The sequence below is a fragment of the Rhodococcus sp. 06-470-2 genome (assembly GCF_002258235.1).
Lineage (GTDB): Bacteria > Actinomycetota > Actinomycetes > Mycobacteriales > Mycobacteriaceae > Rhodococcoides.
Map to the genome: position 1 here is coordinate 234,970 of NZ_NOYB01000024.1, position 17,136 is coordinate 252,105.

General features: G+C 63.9%; 15 protein-coding genes, 1 rRNA gene and 1 pseudogene. 7 read left to right on the forward strand and 10 right to left on the reverse strand.

Annotated features, from left to right (window positions below):
* The 4 genes and pseudogenes from CH276_RS13680 to CH276_RS13695 all read right to left on the reverse strand — a co-directional run bounded on the left by CH276_RS13680 (position 1) and on the right by CH276_RS13695 (position 4,644).
* Complete coding sequence (locus CH276_RS13680; RefSeq protein WP_094630695.1) at positions 1 to 816, reverse strand: TY-Chap domain-containing protein; 816 nt, start codon at positions 814 to 816, stop codon at positions 1 to 3.
* A gap of 77 nt (positions 817 to 893) precedes the next feature.
* Positions 894 to 2,087: pseudogene (locus CH276_RS13685) on the reverse strand (sulfite reductase subunit alpha); the annotation flags it as partial.
* Positions 2,088 to 2,143: 56 nt separating this feature from the next.
* Entirely contained in the window at positions 2,144 to 3,613 is a 1,470-nt protein-coding gene (locus tag CH276_RS13690; protein WP_094630693.1) for a DUF2079 domain-containing protein, read from the reverse strand.
* Positions 3,614 to 3,663: 50 nt separating this feature from the next.
* On the reverse strand, positions 3,664 to 4,644 hold the full coding sequence (locus tag CH276_RS13695) for a GTP pyrophosphokinase (RefSeq protein ID WP_032395080.1): 981 nt from the start codon (positions 4,642 to 4,644) through the stop codon (positions 3,664 to 3,666).
* Between the two features lie 91 nt (positions 4,645 to 4,735).
* On the opposite strand from CH276_RS13695, the gene CH276_RS13700 reads away from it, so the two are divergent.
* On the forward strand, positions 4,736 to 5,710 hold the full coding sequence (locus CH276_RS13700; protein ID WP_094630842.1) for a sigma-70 family RNA polymerase sigma factor: 975 nt from the start codon (positions 4,736 to 4,738) through the stop codon (positions 5,708 to 5,710).
* A 12-nt stretch (positions 5,711 to 5,722) separates the two neighbouring features.
* Here the strand turns inward: CH276_RS13700 and CH276_RS13705 are convergent, their stop codons facing one another.
* Positions 5,723 to 6,130, reverse strand: a complete 408-nt coding sequence (locus CH276_RS13705; protein ID WP_094630692.1) for a VOC family protein — start codon at positions 6,128 to 6,130, stop codon at positions 5,723 to 5,725.
* A 196-nt stretch (positions 6,131 to 6,326) separates the two neighbouring features.
* Positions 6,327 to 6,596 carry a hypothetical protein gene (locus CH276_RS13710; RefSeq protein ID WP_045194358.1) on the reverse strand — a complete coding sequence of 90 codons (270 nt, stop codon included), beginning with the start codon at positions 6,594 to 6,596 and terminating at the stop codon, positions 6,327 to 6,329.
* 268 nt (positions 6,597 to 6,864) lie between these two features.
* Between CH276_RS13710 and CH276_RS13715 the strand changes: the two genes are divergently transcribed.
* A complete protein-coding gene (locus CH276_RS13715) occupies positions 6,865 to 8,046 on the forward strand; it encodes an NAD(P)/FAD-dependent oxidoreductase (RefSeq protein WP_094630691.1) in 1,182 nt (393 codons plus the stop codon).
* A gap of 70 nt (positions 8,047 to 8,116) precedes the next feature.
* Entirely contained in the window at positions 8,117 to 9,226 is a 1,110-nt protein-coding gene (locus CH276_RS13720; RefSeq protein WP_094630840.1) for a hypothetical protein, read from the forward strand.
* A gap of 64 nt (positions 9,227 to 9,290) precedes the next feature.
* On the opposite strand, the gene CH276_RS13725 is transcribed toward CH276_RS13720, so the two are convergent.
* Genes CH276_RS13725 through CH276_RS13740 form a run of 4 tightly spaced genes read right to left on the reverse strand, consistent with a single transcriptional unit; the run spans position 9,291 to position 14,275 of the window.
* Positions 9,291 to 10,733, reverse strand: a complete 1,443-nt coding sequence (locus CH276_RS13725; protein WP_094630690.1) for a GntP family permease — start codon at positions 10,731 to 10,733, stop codon at positions 9,291 to 9,293.
* Positions 10,730 to 11,359 (reverse strand): bifunctional 4-hydroxy-2-oxoglutarate aldolase/2-dehydro-3-deoxy-phosphogluconate aldolase, encoded by a 630-nt coding sequence (locus tag CH276_RS13730; protein ID WP_094630839.1) that lies wholly within the window; start codon positions 11,357 to 11,359, stop codon positions 10,730 to 10,732. The genes CH276_RS13725 and CH276_RS13730 overlap by 4 nt, the downstream gene beginning before the upstream one ends.
* A gap of 5 nt (positions 11,360 to 11,364) precedes the next feature.
* Entirely contained in the window at positions 11,365 to 12,978 is a 1,614-nt protein-coding gene (locus tag CH276_RS13735; RefSeq protein ID WP_254924220.1) for an N-acyl-D-amino-acid deacylase family protein, read from the reverse strand.
* Between the two features lie 13 nt (positions 12,979 to 12,991).
* Complete coding sequence (locus CH276_RS13740) at positions 12,992 to 14,275, reverse strand: alanine racemase (RefSeq protein WP_094630688.1); 1,284 nt, start codon at positions 14,273 to 14,275, stop codon at positions 12,992 to 12,994.
* A gap of 124 nt (positions 14,276 to 14,399) precedes the next feature.
* Between CH276_RS13740 and CH276_RS13745 the strand changes: the two genes are divergently transcribed.
* The 4 genes from CH276_RS13745 to CH276_RS13760 form a co-directional block, all read left to right on the forward strand.
* Positions 14,400 to 15,422 carry a sugar kinase gene (locus tag CH276_RS13745; RefSeq protein ID WP_254924219.1) on the forward strand — a complete coding sequence of 341 codons (1,023 nt, stop codon included), beginning with the start codon at positions 14,400 to 14,402 and terminating at the stop codon, positions 15,420 to 15,422.
* The gene (locus tag CH276_RS13750) at positions 15,419 to 16,216 is read left to right on the forward strand and encodes an IclR family transcriptional regulator (RefSeq protein ID WP_094630687.1); all 798 of its coding nucleotides are present in this window, start codon (positions 15,419 to 15,421) and stop codon (positions 16,214 to 16,216) included. The genes CH276_RS13745 and CH276_RS13750 overlap by 4 nt, the downstream gene beginning before the upstream one ends.
* Positions 16,213 to 16,614, forward strand: a complete 402-nt coding sequence (locus CH276_RS13755; RefSeq protein ID WP_094630686.1) for a RidA family protein — start codon at positions 16,213 to 16,215, stop codon at positions 16,612 to 16,614. The genes CH276_RS13750 and CH276_RS13755 overlap by 4 nt, the downstream gene beginning before the upstream one ends.
* A gap of 450 nt (positions 16,615 to 17,064) precedes the next feature.
* Positions 17,065 to 17,136, forward strand: a 16S ribosomal RNA gene (locus CH276_RS13760); the annotation flags it as partial.

Consider the following 17,136-nt stretch of genomic DNA (forward strand, 5'->3'; position numbering starts at 1 on the left):
TCACCGGCACGCATGCCGGTCTGCCCTCGTCATGACGTCCATGCTGTGTGCGACCAGAAGCCATGTGCGGGCCAGGTTCTTCCATACCCCGACGTTGTTGCCAGTCGCGTCGGCGGAGGGGCGAGCCCGAACGGCGGCCGATCGATGCAGCGACAGAGCTCGCGCTTTCAGCGCGTCGATATCGCCGTCGGCGCACACCGATCGAACGGTGTGCGCATCGACGCGTCGACCGACCAACTGGCACAACGCTTGCAGTGACCTCAGCTCGGCAGGCACGTCCTCGGATGTCTCCGACGGGCTTTCGGTCGTTGTGCCGGACGTGCGACCGACGAACCCGCGCTGCAGGTCGACCGGTCCCGACGACGCAGCGTCGGCCGCGACGCTCCACACGCTCAGGAACGACGGATGTGGGACGTTCCAGAGCTCCCGGAACGCGCGAGTGATCATCTCCGCGACGAGCGCTGCATCTGCTCGGGTGTCGGTGCGCGTGAGATCGATGATCGACCCGTCTGCGACCGGCTTGCCTCGATCCAGCCAACCGAAGTCGAGGAGCTGCACATCCATGGCCGTTGCGTCCGGGGCATCCGGGTACAGCAGTGACGGCAGCGCTGCCACCGACACCAGCACGCCGCCGTCCGTCGCTGCCACGTCGATGTACGGCCGCAATCCGCGCTCACCGGGGCTCGCCTGGGCAGCGGAAACCGTGATGTAGTCCCGTCTCGGCAGGGTCCGAAGACGGGAGTGCAGGTTTTCGGTGAACGTGGCCCACGCAAGCGCGGTGGCGGAGTCGAAATGGCCGTTCTGCAATGCGGTCACGATGCGAACCCTCTTCTCGGACGAGAACTGATGCCTGTATCCGAGACCGTAGCGAGAGGGTCCGACAAGAACCTGGGTCAGTAGACGTCGCGAAGGTAGCGCTTGGATCGCTTGAGGTCGTTGACGTAGTCCTCGGCGGCGTCGGGGGAGCGGCCACCGTGCTCGGCGACGATCTCGTGCAGTGCCTCGTCGACGCTCTTGGCCATCCGAGCCGCATCACCGCACACGTAGATCAGCGCACCCGCTTCGAGCCACCCGTACAGCTCCTTGCCTGCCGCACGCATGCGGTGCTGAACATAGATCTTCTGGGGCTGGTCGCGGGAGAAGGCCAGATCGAGTCGAGTCAGCAGACCGTCCCGCTCGAAATCGACCAGTTCGTCCTCGTACAGGAAGTCGCTCGCTCGATGCTGATCGCCGAAGAACAGCCAGTTCTCGCCTGTTGCGCCCCGGGCTCGACGCTCGTGCAGAAAAGCTCGGAACGGTGCCACTCCGGTTCCCGGCCCGATCATGATGATCGGGGTGTCGTCGGATGGAAGGCGGAACGATTTGTTGGCCGACAGGAACACCCCGGCTCGCTGTTGCTCCCCGACGCGGTCGGCCAGATACGTCGAGCAGACGCCGCCGCGATCACGCTCGGCGGACCGATATCGGACCGTGGACACGGTCAGATGCACGGTGCCCTCGTGCGCGATCGGGGACGAGGAAATCGAGTACACCCGGTGTTGCAGTGGTCGCAGCAGTCCGAGGAACTCGGCTGGATCGAACGCTCCCGACCGATCGAGGTCGAGAACGTCCACGACGTCCCGACCCCACGTCCAGGCGTCGAACGACGCGCGGTCGCCGTTCTGCAGAACGTGATCGAGCTCGGCGTCACCGGCGCGTTCGGCCACGGCCTCGATCAGATCCATGGACGGGATGCCGATCTCGTAGTCCGTGGTCAAGGCATCCGCCAGGGTGATCTCACCGGATTTGGTGTGGACAGCGGTGTCGGCGGGCACTCCGAGACGCTCGATCACGGCCGAGACCAGCGCTGCGTCGTTGACGGGTTTGACGCCGAATCCGTCGCCGGCCTCGTAGGCGATGCCGCTCTCGCCGAGCGCGATCGAGAAGTGTCGAACTTCCTTGGCCGACGTGGGGCCGGAGAGACGTCGGTTGCCCAGAATCTGCGCGCGATAGGGATTCTTCCGATTCCACGGTGAGCGCTTCGATGCGGTCTTGGTGGCGCCGAGATCGCCGGTTCGAGCGTCGATGTCCTGTACCTGCCTTGCGGTAGTCGTCTTGTGAGCCGACTGGGAGGTCGACTCGTTCGAACACTAATCGGGGCCACTCACTCGCGGTGCAGGACCTCGATTCCGTCGACGGAGAACACGACGTCGTATCCGCTCGCCAGCGCCCGGTCGATCGCCTGACGGTCGCCGGTCTCGTCCGTCGGCCACCCCGCAGGTCGTTGCCGGTTGACGACGATCCAATCCGGGACGGTCGAATCGGTCGTACGCTGCGGAAAGACCGAGACCTCGTGGTCGGCGACGAGTTGAGCCACGAGATTGTTCGACGCCGCAACCCGATCACCGGCGGGAATCCACTCGGAGATCTCTCGTGCGGTCGCGGCCTGCGGATCGATCGTCCATTCCTGCGCGTGCACCACACGTGACATGGGCAGGAACGGCAGCGCGATGACCGCGAAGGCTGCCACGAACGCGACGATCAGCTTCCGGCCACGTTCGGTGAGCTGACCGTGGCGGTGGCTACGCGCCAACGCGTCGAGCAGGGCGACGAACACGATGACCATCAGGATCGCGTTGTAGTGGTAGATCGGTTTCCAAAAGTTGGTGTTGTCGCTGAGAAAGCGCCATGCGACCGTCGGGACCGCGACCAGGAGCAGTGGCGATCTCAGGGCGAAGAAGCCGGTGACCGCGAGAAGCAGAAATGCTGTGGCCGCCCGTGAATCGCCGGCAACCAGACCGTGCGCGGTGTCGGCTATGCCCTCGCCGAGCGGAGGCAGCTTTGAGCCCTGATCGTACGAGTTGTCCGAGCTGAGGGCCGGGATGATCACCTTGACCGCGAGCACTACCCAGGTCAATCCCCACACAGCAGTCAGGGCCCCCGCAAGGCGCGTTCGGCCGGTCGTCCACAGCGCCACCAACGCCCCGATGACGATCACCGTAAGGCCCATGTCCTCTTTGACGAACACCAACGGTAGAGCCCAGGCCAGGGCCGGCAGCCAATGCTGTCGGACCAGCGCGACCATCGACATGGCCAGCAGGGGCATCGCGAACGCCACCTCGTGGAAATCGAAGTTCAGCGCGGCCTGCACGCCCCACGACAGTCCGAACGCCGCGGCCGTCACGATGCCCACGACCGTGCCGAATTTCTGTACCGCCAGTCGGCTGATCGGAATTACTGCGAGCGCGAACAGCACCGCTTGTGCGATCAGCAGTGTCTCGGCGTGCGGGAACAGTCGGTAGAGGGGCCCCAGCAACGCGGTGATGGGCGAGAAGTGATCGCCGAGCGTGTTGTAGCCGGTGCCGAGCAGGTCGGATGTCGGCGCGCGAAACTGCGAGTACGACGCGATCTGTTGGACGAATATCCCCAGGTCGAATCCGGACGTACGGAGCTGGCGATGGCCGAGGACGGACATCACCGAATACAGGGTCGCCAGCACGGCGAAGGAGACGACCGGCACCAGCGTCTCGGCGGAACGGAACGCCGAGCGCCGGTCTGTGGTGGCTGTTTCGTCGGTCGCTGTGTCGACACTGTCGGCATCGGTGACGACCGTGGATTTCTCGGTAGTGGTCACGAGAAGGCATGTCTACCGGACCGACGTGAGATGTTCCTGAGAACCGCCGGTCAGCGCTTGCGCTTCTTCGCTGGTTTGCGGCGCGGCGGCTGCGAGGTGAGGTGGTAGTAGAGCGCATCCTCGGAGTCCTCGACCACCACATCGATGAAGTCGCCGACTTCGAGGTAATCGTCGACGGCGATCCGGTCGGTCGAGCCGATGACTGCTTTCACCGATCGAGCGGGAACGAGGCCCCTACGGCCGTCCGGTCCGACGGCGAGTGCATAGCGTGGACCGGTACGGGTGACCCTGGCGCTGATGAAGTCCGGGTCCTTCGGTATCGGGTCGGCCGCGAGCACACCCCCGTCCTTCGACGCGGCCGTCAACGAGTCGAGCTGCGCGGCCAGATCGTCGGCCATCGCATCCACCTGATCGAGCAGGTGGGCCATGTGTGCGGCGTAGTCGGTGTGCTTCTTGGTCGGCTTGAGCGCCTCACCGGGCTTGTACATGTCTTCGTGGGTCAGCTCGCCCCAGGCGTCCTGCAAGCGCGTCTTGACCTGAACTTCCACTTTCACATCGAGATCACCCTGATGCGTTGCGACTCGGACGACCAGCACCGCGTGGTACGCGCGATAGCCACTCGGCTTGGGAAAGGCGACGTAATCGGTCGGTGGTTGCGCGAACCGAACAGAGCATTCCGGGTCGTTGCACGCACGCTCGAGAGCAGCGACGAACGTCAGCTGATCGCGCGGGGTCTTGCAGAGCACCTTGACGCCGACGAGATCGGGCAGAGCCTCGGCGACGGCATCGGCGTCGGTCGGCTCGGTGATGCGGCCCTCGGACAGATAGCGGCGCAGCTTGTCGGCCGATCTGCCCGGGTCCTTGATGCGTGCCGTCTGCGCATTCAGTCGGTCTCGATCGACGTCCTCGAGAATCTCGTCGGCGATGGTCTCGAGGAAATTCTGCGCGGTGACGAGAGCGGCTTCCCACGCTCGACGACGCTGCAGGTACAGCTCTTCGACCAAGTCGTCGATACTCGTTGCCGATGTCACGATGCCGAGGTTAACGCAGAAGTACCGCCGATCCTGTCGGCGGCGCGCATTCGAGCTGTGGCGTGACTGTGTGCGGTTTACGCTCTACCGCATGACCGTGGCTTCGGAACAGAAGGACGACTTCGTCGAGCAGTTCGATCCCTTCCGTCGTGAGTTGCTCGCGCACTGCTATCGCATGACCGGGTCGATCCACGATGCCGAGGACCTGTTGCAGGAGACGTACATTCGCGCCTGGCGGGGGTACGCAAAGTACGAGGGCCGTTCGTCCCTGCGCACATGGCTGTACCGAATCGCAACCAACACCTGTCTCACCGCTCTGGACGGCCGGGCGAAGCGTCCCCTGCCGACGGGCTTGGGTGCGCCGAGTTCAGGCCCCACCGACGAACTCGTGCAGAACAACGAGATTCCGTGGTTGGAGCCGATTGCAGATTCCGATCTGGCGGATGCGAGTGATCCCGCATCGATCGTGGTGGCGAAGGAATCCGTGCGGCTCGCCTTCGTCGCCTCCTTGCAACATCTGTCGTCGCGACAACGCGCGGTGCTGCTGATGCGCGAAGTGTTGCAGTGGAAAGCGTCGGAAGTTGCCGAGGTTCTCGCCACGACGACGACCGCGGTCAACAGCCTCCTGCAGCGAGCCAGGGAGCGCCTCGACGAGATCGCGCCCAATTTGGACGACATCGAGCCGATCGAATCGGCAGAACTGCAGCAACTGCTCGCCCAGTACGTGGACTGTTTCGAGGCCTACGACATCGACCGGCTGGTCACGTTGTTCACCACCGACGCGGTGTGGGAGATGCCGCCGTTCGTCGGGTGGTACCAGGGCGGCGAGACGATCGGATCGCTCATCCGCAACAACTGCCCGGCAAACGGCGCGGGCGATATGCGGATGGTGTCGACGTCTGCCAACGGACAACCGGCGTACGGGTTGTACATGCTGGGTGAGGACGGTGTGCACCGGCCGTTCCAGCTGCACGTGCTCGATGTCGATGCCAGAGGGGTCGGGCATGTGGCCTGCTTCTTCGATCTGACTCTGTTCGATCGATTCGGATTGCCCGACCACCTCTAGAACAAAGGTCGGTCAGCTCTCCGAGACGGCGGACGGATCCATCCACATCACTTCCCACACATGATTGTCGAGATCTCGGAACGCCCTTCCGTACATGAACCCGTGGTCCTGTGGTTCCATCCACTTCGATCCACCCGCGGCGATCGCCGCGTCGGTGAGCGAATCGACCTCTTGGCGGCTGTCGGCCGAGATGCACATCAGCACCTCTCGGGCCGAGCCGGTGTCGCAGATCGAGTCCGAGATGAAGTCCTCGAATCGCGCGGTGGCCAGGAACATCACCGTCGCCTGGTCGCTGACGATCATGGAAGCGGTGTTCTCGTCGCTGAACATGTCGTTGAACTCGAATCCGAGACCCTCGAAGAATGCGCGGGTGGCGACGACGTCGCGAACGGGCATGTTGGCGAACAACAAACGTGACATGGGTACACACCTTTTCCGTGAAGAACCTGCTGCGTCGAACCGTCGAACAACGGTCTTGCTCGTACTGACAGCTGTCGATCCGAAAAGTCATCGGGTGAAGATGTGCCGACACGACGCGACCCCGCCGAGCGGGTGCTCGACGGGGTCGCGGGCTGCGAAGCTGAAGGGGGCGTGTCGCTATCGCGTGATCTGCTAGCTATCGCGTGATCTGCGCGAGGCGCGACAGCATGCGCGAGAAGACGTGGCCGTCGTTGCCGAGATCTGCGTAGGGGTCGGATGCCTCGTCCGACTCGGTGGTGCCGGGCGTTGCCGCAGCAAGCGTGCGCGCCAGCCGGGTGCGACGCTCGATGGCGTCGAGGATGGTGGCGTCCAGCGTTGAAACTTCGTCGAAGAGCTGGTCGACGTCAGCTGTCGCGATGTCGGCACTGTCGGTGCCAATTGCGAGCGAATCGATCTGAACAGTCACATCGTCTCCTTTTGTTCGCGTCCTGAGGTGTGAGTCGTTCGGTCGGCCGGAACCGTTACAGCTCCATCCGAGTAAAAACGATGTTTCGTCGCCCAAACCAACATGCCCACTCGACGGGCCTGGGCCAACCTCTTCGGGGTGTGATGCTGCATACAGTCCGGTCGGTTCCGCTACCTGCGGGTTCTTCGGACGGAACGGCTCGAAGGATTCTTCTCGCGATGTTCCGGGTAGCCGCGGAGCGGATACGTCGACTTTCGAGGAGTGAACGATGCGTTACGACTACCTGATCATCGGTGGGGGAATGGTTGCGGACAGCGCAGCTCGCGGAATCCGCGAGCAGGACGCGACGGGCTCCATCGGAATACTCGGCGCGGACCCCGATGCGCCGTACACCCGGCCGGCGCTGTCGAAGAAGCTGTGGACCGACCCGGAATTCGGCCGCGATCAGGTCTCGCTCGACACTGCGTCCGACACCGACGCATCGGTGCACACCGGAACTCGAGTGATATCGGTCGACCGCTCGAACTCGTCGGTCACCACGGAATCCGGAGACACCCACGAGTACGGAAAGCTGCTCCTGGCAACGGGGGCGACGCCGACGCGCATCGAACTGACCCCCAGCCCGCGTGTGGTGTACTTCCGCACCTTCGCCGACTACCGGGCGCTGCGTGAACTGACGAAGACCGCCGACCACATCGCCGTGGTCGGCGGCGGATACATCGGCACCGAGATTGCAGCTGCGCTGTCTCTCCAGGATGTGAAGGTCACACTCGTCACGTCGGACTCCGTGCTCGGCGGACACATGTTTCCGCAGAGCCTGGCAGCCGGCTTCGACAAGGGTTTCGCCGGCCACGGTGTGACCGTGCGCCGAGGAACGAGGGTCGTTTCCGGAGCCGAGGCGTCGGCGCGCGTGCAACTGCAACTCGACGACGGTTCGACCGTGGAGGCGGACGGAGTCGTGTTCGGACTCGGTGTGCGACCCGACACGGAACTGGCCGAGGCTGCGGGGCTGGCAGTCGACGACGGCGTGATCGTCGACGAGTTTCTTCGCACCGAGGACGAACGCGTCTACGCCGCCGGTGACGTGGCGAACTACCCCGACGCCATTCTCGGACGCCGACGCATAGAGCATGTCGACAATGCGACCGAGATGGGCAAGGCCGCCGGACGCAACATGGCCGGTGCCGCAGATCCCTACACGTACACCCCGTACTTCTACTCCGACGTGTACGACGACGGCTATCAAGCGATCGGCACGGTGTCCACGACGCTGACCGTCGTCGAGGACTGGAAATCGGTGGGGAAGGAAGGCGTCGTCTACTACCTCGACGACGATGCCGTCGTCCGGGGCGTGCTCATGTGGAACGTCTGGGAGGGGCTCGACGTGGCGCGCAGCCTGTTGGCGGAGAAGAAGCCGCAGACCGAACAATCGTTGCGCGGACTTATCTGACCTTCTGGAACACTCGATGGCGAGCGATCCGTCGACGACGCCGGCGATTCGGCGCGACCTAGGAGAGACGATGTCCGAGTTCGATCGCAGTGAGTCGGCCGATCAGCGTGCCCGGTTCGACGACGAGGTCCATCGCCGCTGTGCCGACTGCCGGCTGCCCGGTCGCTCCGACCAGCTGTCCGACGCGGCGGCTGTCGCCATCGCGGCCGGACGAGTGGACGAGGCCACCCGAGCAGTCCTCGTCGGCCGATGGCATGCCGGACGCTCGCTGCCGTCGATCGGAGGATTCGGCGCACTGCGCAATCTGGTGGACGAGCGCGATCGCTGGCTCGGCAAGGACACGACGAACAAGCCCGGATCTGCGCTCGTGTACAAACTCCGTGCTGCAGAGTTGACCAAACGAGTCAATCACCACCGCACCACCGTGGTGATGTCGAATCGCCACTACGCCACCGGGGTACGCGCGGCGCGCAAAGAGCGCAGGGAAGGTGTGCATCTGGACCTGGACCAGCGGGACGCGATCTTCGATGCGTTGACGAAAACGCCTGCACCACAGAAGTTCGGCCCGATCGCCGAGCGTGGCCTCTCGCTGGTGGACGCGGCCACGGATCGGGTGAGCACGCTGGCGCGCAGAACTCCGGTGGCCGACAGGGTCGAGTGGGCGACAGGAGTGGTGGATCAGTTCGTGGATCGAAAGGACGACCGCTTCGTCGATCGTTACGACACCCTGCTGTTCCTTGCCGGCACGGCGTTCGATCGGGTGCGTCGGTCGCCGGCATGGCAGTCGACGTACTTCGAGATCCAACGCAAACAGCTGGACCTGTTCGTCGAACTCACCGAGATCTCGGTCGATGCCACCTCGTTGCATACGGTAGCGACCGAGTTGAATCGGATCGGTGAAACGATGGTCGACGAGGAGACAGCAGCACAGGTCGAATCCCGCCGTGTCGCACTGGAAGTGGTGTGGAAACAGTTGACCGGACGGGTGGCTGCGCTGGTTCGGCTCGCGAACGTGGTCGAGTCCTCGGAGACCGAGGCACGCACCTCCGACGCTATGGCCCGCGCGCACAGCCTGGACGATCGGATCGACGACCTCGTCGGGCGGTCGGGGAGCCGGGAGATGTCTGCCGAGAACACGCACTTCGTCGGCGATCAAGTGCGGACACAGTGGCGCGACTGAATGACACCATAGGCGCAGAGGCGCGATTCACTGCTGTTCGGGCCACTGAATCGCGCCACCGGCTCTAGGCGATGATTGCGAACAGAATCCCCGCGACGGCGAAGCTGACCACGGACAGAATCGTCTCGAGGACCGTCCACGTCTGCAGTGTCTGCTTGACGGTGAGGTTGAAGAACTTCGCGATGATCCAGAATCCGCCGTCGTTGACGTGGCTGGCGATGATCGAGCCCGCCGCGATGGCCATGGCGATGAGCGCGACGGCCGGAGCCGAGTAGTCCTGCGCCGCTACCAGGGGTCCGACGATTCCACCGGTCGTCACGATGGCCACTGTGGCCGAGCCCTGCGCCACGCGCAGGGCGCAGCTGATGATGTAGGCCAAGACGATGATCGGTAGGCCCGCGGCTGCCATGGTGTCGGCCAACGCCGTGCCGATACCCGTGGCCGAGATGACCTTCCCGAAGAACGCACCAGCTCCGACGACCAGCAACAGCATGCCCACCGGACGAAGTGACTCTCCGGTCAGCTTGCTGAGTTCCTGGACTGTCGATCCGCGTCGAATGCCCAGAACGTAGAACGCGATCAGAACTGCGATGAGCAGCGCGACGGCCGGTGTGCCGAAGAAGGTGAGTACTTCGAGGAGGTTTCCGGGATCGAGCAGAATGCTGCCGAACGTGGCCCCGAGGATCAGGACCAGTGGAACGGCAATGATCGCTCCGATCGTGCCCACCGACGGCGGCGTCGTGACGACCGGGCGCTTAATTGCGACCGTGCCTGCGCCTCCACTCTCGGTGGTGCTTGCGTCGTCGCCGTCGTTGATGAAGTCCTCGGGGACGTCGACGATGACGCGTTTACCGATCCAGTTACCCCAGACCAGGCCGGCGGCGATGAATCCTGGTATCCCGCAAATGAATCCGAACAGGATGAGCCAGCCCAGGTTCACCTCGAGCAACCCGCCGAGGGCGACCGGACCTGGGTGTGGCGGCAGGAAGGCGTGCGTCATGGACAACCCGGCCAGCATCGGCAGCGCATAGAGCACCAACGACTTTCCGCCTTGACGCGCCGCCACGTACACCAGCGGTGCCAGCACGAAGATGCCGATGTCGAAGAAGACGGGGATACCGAAGATCAGCCCCAGCAGTCCCATTGCGATGGGTGCTCCGCGTTCGCCGAAGATCCCGAGTAGTTTGGCGGTCAAAGCCTGTGCACCACCCGACTTTTCGAGAATCGCCCCCAGGACCGTTCCCAGTCCGATGATGACTGCGATGTGCCCGAGGATGCCGCCGAACCCGGTTTCGAGAAGCGACTCGTTGCTCTTGATCGCGGTGCCGACTATCTCGTTGACGGGCAAACCGGCAGCCAGAGCCAATCCGAGGCCGACGATGAGAAGTGCGATGAACGGTTCGAGCTTGACCTTGATGATGACTACGAGCAGTACGGCAATTGCGATGCCGCACAGTACGAGTAGACCAGGAGTCGAGGTCCTGAGCCAGTCGACGACAGAATTCATGACGAGCCTTCCTTGATGTGTGCACTGATAGCCGCCACGAACGCCTGCGCTCGCACGGTGATGTCGTCCCACTGGGCGGCCGCGACCGACGCCGGTGGGACCACATCGGTACCTGCAGTCACTGCGACGGCACCTGATGTCAGGAACTGAGCAGCGTTGCCCGCGTTGACTCCGCCGGACGGAACGAGTTGTGCGTCGGGGAAGGGGCCGAGCAGATCCTTGAAATACGCGGGCCCGACGGTCCGAGCCGGAAATATCTTCACGGCATCGGCTCCGAGATCGAGGGCGGTCATCACCTCGGACGGGGTGAGTGCGCCCATCATCAGCGGGACTCCGGCGTCGGTGACGATCGCGGCAACGTCGGGACGCAGCCCGGGTGTCACGACGAAGTGCGCCCCGGCGTCGATCGCGGACCGGGCTTGGTCGGCGGTCAGGACCGTGCCCGCCCCGACGACTGCACCTGCGTCCGATGCCGCGCGGATCAGCGCGAGGACGCCGGGCGTGGTGAAGGTCAGCTCGAGCGCGCGAATTCCTCCGCGCGCGAGCGCATCTGCCAACGCAGCAGAATCCGAGATGTGCGGGGCGCGCACCACCGACAGTGTGCGATCCTCGAGAATGGTCGTCATGGCGTTCACGATGTTTGCCTTCCGGTGGGGTTCATCCGCAGGGCGTGGCCTGCCAGAGAATGAGTGGGGCGATGCTCGTCGATGGCGAACGCGCCGTTGACCATGACGTGGCTGATGCCTTGGGCCTGTTGTTTCGGGTTCTCGAACGTGGCGGTGTCGCGGACGGTGGCCGGGTCGAACAGGACGAGATCGGCTGCGTACCCTTCGGCGATCGTGCCGCGGGCGCGCAGGCGGAGTCGCTCAGCGGGACGGCCGGTCAGGTGATTGACGCAGTCCTCCAGTGACAGCAACTGCTCGTCTCGCGCGTAGTGACCCAGGTAGCGGGGGAACGTTCCCCAGGCGCGCGGGTGCGGCTTCTCGCCGACCAGGATCGCGTCGCTGCCGCCCATATGGCGTGGATGCGCCATGATCTCGCGCACGTTCTCCTCGTGTCCGACGTGCTGCAGGATGGTGGTGGCCAGCGCGTCTCGTCGAAGAAAGTCGAAGAACACGTCCACCGGGGACCTACCCGCCTCGGACGCGATGTCGGACATCGTGCGTCCGACGTACCGATCGAGGTCGGGGTTCGCGACCCCGCTGAGCTGGATGGTCTCCCACTCGACGGTGACGCCATGGCAGCCGTCGGACCCGTTGACATCGACATCTCGTGCGATGCGTCGACGCATGTCCGGATCGTCGAGTCGTTCCAGCGCGCGGTCCGGGCCACCCGACATCGCCCAACTCGGAAGCAGCGCAGACAAGGTGGTGGCTCCGGGCAGGTAGGGATACGTGTCGAGGGTGACGTCGCAGCCGTTCGCGATCGCCGAGTCGACGCGGTCCAAGAACTCGCGTGCCCGGCCCCGATTGACGCCGAAGTTCATCGTCGCGTGAGTCAGATGCAGCGCACATCCCGTCTGCTCGGAGAGATCGAGCATCTCCTGATACGCGTCGAGCGCGCCCGCGCCGTAGGACCGAGTGTGCGGCGCATAGAACCCACCGAAGTCGGCGACGACCTCGCACAACGCTCGTAATTCGCTTGTGTCCGCGTACATTCCGGGCGTGTACGTCAAACCGCTCGACATCCCGACGGCACCCTCCTGCAGCCCCTGTGCCAACAACTGCTGCATGTGGGCGATCTCGGACGGCGAAGCAGGTCGCTGATCAGGGCCGACCGCGAGGTATCGCAGTGTTCCCTGGGGAACGAGATAGGCAGCGTTCGGAGTGATGCCCTGGTCGAGGCGAGCGAGGTACTCCGAGACCGAACGCCACGAAAAGTCGAGGTCGACGGGATTGCCGTTCCATCCGGCGATCTGACGCCGGACCACATCGAGCGTCGCGTCGTCGATCGGAGCGTAGGCGATTCCGTCCTGTCCGATGACTTCGGTGGTGACGCCCTGACTGATCTTCGGGAAGTGGTCGGGGTCGGTCAGCAGACGCAGATCGGAATGGGCGTGCATGTCGATGAACCCGGGGGACAGGACGTGCCCCTCGGTGGCGTCGACGATTCTGTCGGCACCGCGAACGGTGCCGGGTTCGGCGACCGAGGCGATGAGACCGTCGCGTACGAGAACGTCACGACGCTGCCGCGGTGACCCGGTGCCGTCGATGACGTCGGCACCTCGAATGAGGATATCGGACAAGGGTTTCGGCTTTCTAGAAGAATGTGTGCACGAGATCGACGACGCGGGGATCGTCGCCATCGGCGTCGTCGACGACGGGAACCAGACGCCATTTGTCGAAGGCGGTGCACGGGTGAGACAGGCCCAACCGCACCACCGATCCGACCGGCAGCGCCGCGGCGTCCTCGGCCGGTAGGCGAAGGAACGCGTGTTGATCGTTCAGCGCTGTGACCGCGGCACCGGAATCGAGGGTTTCGGTTCCTCGAACCAGCTGGGGGACCGGCAGACCTTCGTCGAACGGAAAGTCCCGCTTGCCTGCATCGAGCAGCGCGAGACCGGGTTCCGGCCGGGATACCGTCCGAGCCCATCCGTGCATCGCAGACATCAGCGGCGCGTCGGTGCGGGCGGGAGTCAGTGGTGAGATCTGCGAGTAGAAGCCGTCGTCGTGCACCACATAGGCACCGGAGCGCAGCACCACGTCGGTAGGTACCCCCTCGCCGGTGGTGAGGGAGTGCAACCGCTCGACAACCAGGTCCTGGTAGGCGCTACCGCCGGCGGTCACGATCGCATGGTCGCCGTACAACCCTTCGGCATCGAGCGCGCGATGAAGGGTGGCGACGTTGTCGAGGTAGGTCCGAACCGCCGCGAGGCCGCTGTCGGTCCGGTCGTGGCTGAGTGCGCCCTCGTAGCCGCCGACCCCGGCCAGGGTCAGCCGCGGCGACGACGCGATGGCACGAGCGACCGCGATCGCCTCGTCGGTCGTCCGCGCTCCGGTGCGACCGTGCGGGCCACCGAGTTCGACGATGACCGGGATGGAGCGTGTTCCCTGCGCCGCCAGGATGCGGTCCATCTCGTGCACCGTCGCGACGCTGTCCGCCCAGCAATAGAACTCGAATGTCGGATGCGAATCCAGTTCGGCCGCAATCCATGTCAGTGCGACAGGATCGATCTCGGCATTGGCGAGAACGACCCGTTCGACCCCGAACGCACGCGCTGCCTGAACCTGCCATCCGGTTGCGAGGGTGATCGCCCAGCTTCCCGCATCGAGTTGCTGTTTCCACAGTTGAGGGGCCATCGACGTCTTGCCGTGGGGCGCGAGCAGCACTCCCGCGCGCGCCGACCACTCGGCCATGACCGAGATGTTCGACGCGATGCGTGCGCTGTCGAGAGTGAGTACGGGCGTCGTGAACTCGGAGAGTCGTGGCGACGTGGCGAGAAAGCTCTCGATGGTGTGCCCCCACGACCTGGGTGGCAGCGCCTTGTGCTCGGGTCCGAGCACTCGCCGGCTGAGTGCCTCGACGGCATCGGTGTCGATCACGGTCGTCTCCTGGGTCTCGAAATCGAAAGCGTTGCGTATTGTGCAACGCTAGTTGCGCAATGTGTTTATGATTTGTAGTCTGCAACGAAAGCCAGCGTTCCCGCAAGAGTTCGAGGAGATCGACGTGAAAGCACCACGAGCGGTGTGCGTAGGCGAAGGCCTCGTCGTTCTGGTCGCCGAGCCTGGCCCACTGGAGAATTCGGACACCTTCCATCGCACGGCCGGTGGCGCCGAAGCCAACGTGGCAAGGGTGTTCGGTCAACTGGGCGTCGATGCATCGTGGATCTCGAGAGTGGGCGACGACGGATTCGGCCGGTACCTCGTCGGCCAATTGGACACGGCAGGTGTCGACACCTCCGGTGTGACGGTCGACGACGCGCGACCCACGGGCATGTATGTGAAGCAACGCGGCTCGGGTTCCGATGATCGACACGACCTCGCGTGCGGAGACAGTGCCATGACGTACTTCCGTGCCGGCTCGGCTGCGAGCGCCCTGTCGCCGGGAGACATCGACGGGCGTGCGGCGACCTTGGTTGCTCGTGCCGACTTGATCCACTTCACCGGGATCACCGTGGCGATCTCCGATACCGCGGCCGATCTGACGAGGTCCCTGATGGATCTACCCACCGTCGTCAGCTTCGATCTGAACTATCGGCCGGCGCTGTGGAAGTCTCGGCCGGACGCAGCTGCAGATGTGCTCGGGGAACATGTTCGGGGAAGCGATGTGGTGTCCATGGGGGCCGACGAAGCTGCGCTGGTGTTCGGCACATCCGATCCCGCCGAGCTGCGCGAGATGTTCCCGCAGCCACGCCATCTGGTGATCAAGAACGACGCGCACACCGTGACGGCGTTCGAGGGAACCTCTCGGGTCGACGTACCGGCGCTGAAGCTCGACGTAGTCGAAAAGATCGGTGCCGGAGACGCGTTCGCGGGCGGGTATCTGACCGGACTGATGTTGGGTAGGAGTTCCGTCGAGTGCGTTCGGTTCGGGCATCTCTGCGCGGCGGGTGCCTTGACCGGGCACGGTGACATCGCCTCGGTGCTGCCCCTGGCGGTGCTGATCGAACTGGCCGAACTGCACGACGCCGACTGGGCGAGGCTGGACTACGCAGTCACCACCGCGCGTCACTCGGGGGTATTGCAGTGAGTCAAAGTCTCGCGCGAGCGATGACACTCCTCGGCTTGCTCGGCGACGGCCCGCGTTCACTCGACGAGTTGGCGTCGGTCCTCGAGGTTCACAAGACGACCGTGCTGCGCCTGCTGCGCACGTTGGAAGCCGACAGATTCGTCCAGCACGACGTGGATCACCGCTATCAGCTCGGATCCAGGCTGTTCGAGCTCGCCAACCGAGCGCTCGAACAGCGCGACGTTCGGAGCATCGCGCGGCCGCATCTGGCCGAACTGAACTCGATCACCGGTCAGACCGTCCACCTCGCCACCTACGAGGCAGGCGTCGTGATCTATATCGACAAGTTCGACGCCCAACAGAGTGTGCGGATGTATTCGCGAATCGGAAAGCCCGCACCACTCCACTGCACAGCTGTGGGGAAGGTTCTGGTCTCGGCCCGTCCCGAGGCAGAACGAGCGCAGATTGCACACGGCATCACATACACACCGTTCACCGAACGAACGATCACGACGGCCGAGCGCTATCTGCGCGAGCTCGACCTCGTGCGTGAGCAGGGGTTCGCCGAGGACCGCGAGGAGCACGAGTCGTTCGTCAACTGCATCGGCTGCGCAGTGCGCGACGGAACCGGCGAGGTCGTGGCAGCGGTGTCGATGTCTGTTCCCGACATGGTGCTCGATCACCAACAGGTCCTGGCAACACTCCCCGAAGTACAGCGCGCCGCGGCCGCGATCTCCGAGGGATTGGGCTGGCGACCGCGAGAAGCCCAGGACCGCAAGACACAGGACGAGAGCTCGACGGAAGGAACACAATGAGTGAAAAGATCAAAATCCGCACCACAGACGCGCCCGCACCGGCTCACACCTTTTCTCAAGGAGTCCGGAAGGGACCGTTCGTTCAGGTCTCGGGGCAGGGACCGGTCGACCCGGTCACCAGCGAGTACCTGTACCCAGGCGATGTTGCCGCACAGACGACCCGCACTCTCGAGAACGTCAAGGCCATCGTCGAGGCCAGCGGTGCGACATTCGACGACGTCGTCATGCTGAGGGTCTATCTGACCAAGCGCGAAGACTTCTCCACCATGAACGACGCCTACGGACAGTTCGTGTCGGCACATACCTCGGGGGACGTCCTACCGAGCCGCACGACAGTGTTCACGGGCCTGCCACGAGAAGAAATGTTGGTCGAAATCGACGCCGTCGCGATCGTCTGACCGAGTCCGGCGGCAGATGTTCACACGAAAATTACATCTGACCAGGCGATTTGCGTAAGCGTTGGTCTTCGCGTAACTTTTGTCGAGTCAGAGCGACACGGACACCGACCCGGTCTTCACGGACTGGGACAACGAGGTTGTACGGAGTGTGCACTGAACAACCCAGGCAAGGCGAGATGGTATCAGCCATGCCTGGGGTTCGAGCGTGTAAGCCCCGAAGCTACCGTGCAAACGGTAGCGACGGTGTGTGCGTGTTCTTTGAGAACTCAACAGTGTGTCGATGAATGTCAGTGCCGAAATTATTTTGGTGAAAGCATTCGATGTATCAGCCATCCGCTTGTGGTGGTTGTTGTCGGGTGTTGTTTTAAATGCTAGTTGAGTTTTTTTGCTAGTGATTTGACTCTTTATGTTTATGACTGATTTGCAGTTTCGGCTGTTGATCGAGAGTCTTTTACGGAGAGTTTGATCCTGGCTCAGGACGAACGCTGGCGGCGTGCTTAACACATGCAAGTCGAGCGGTAA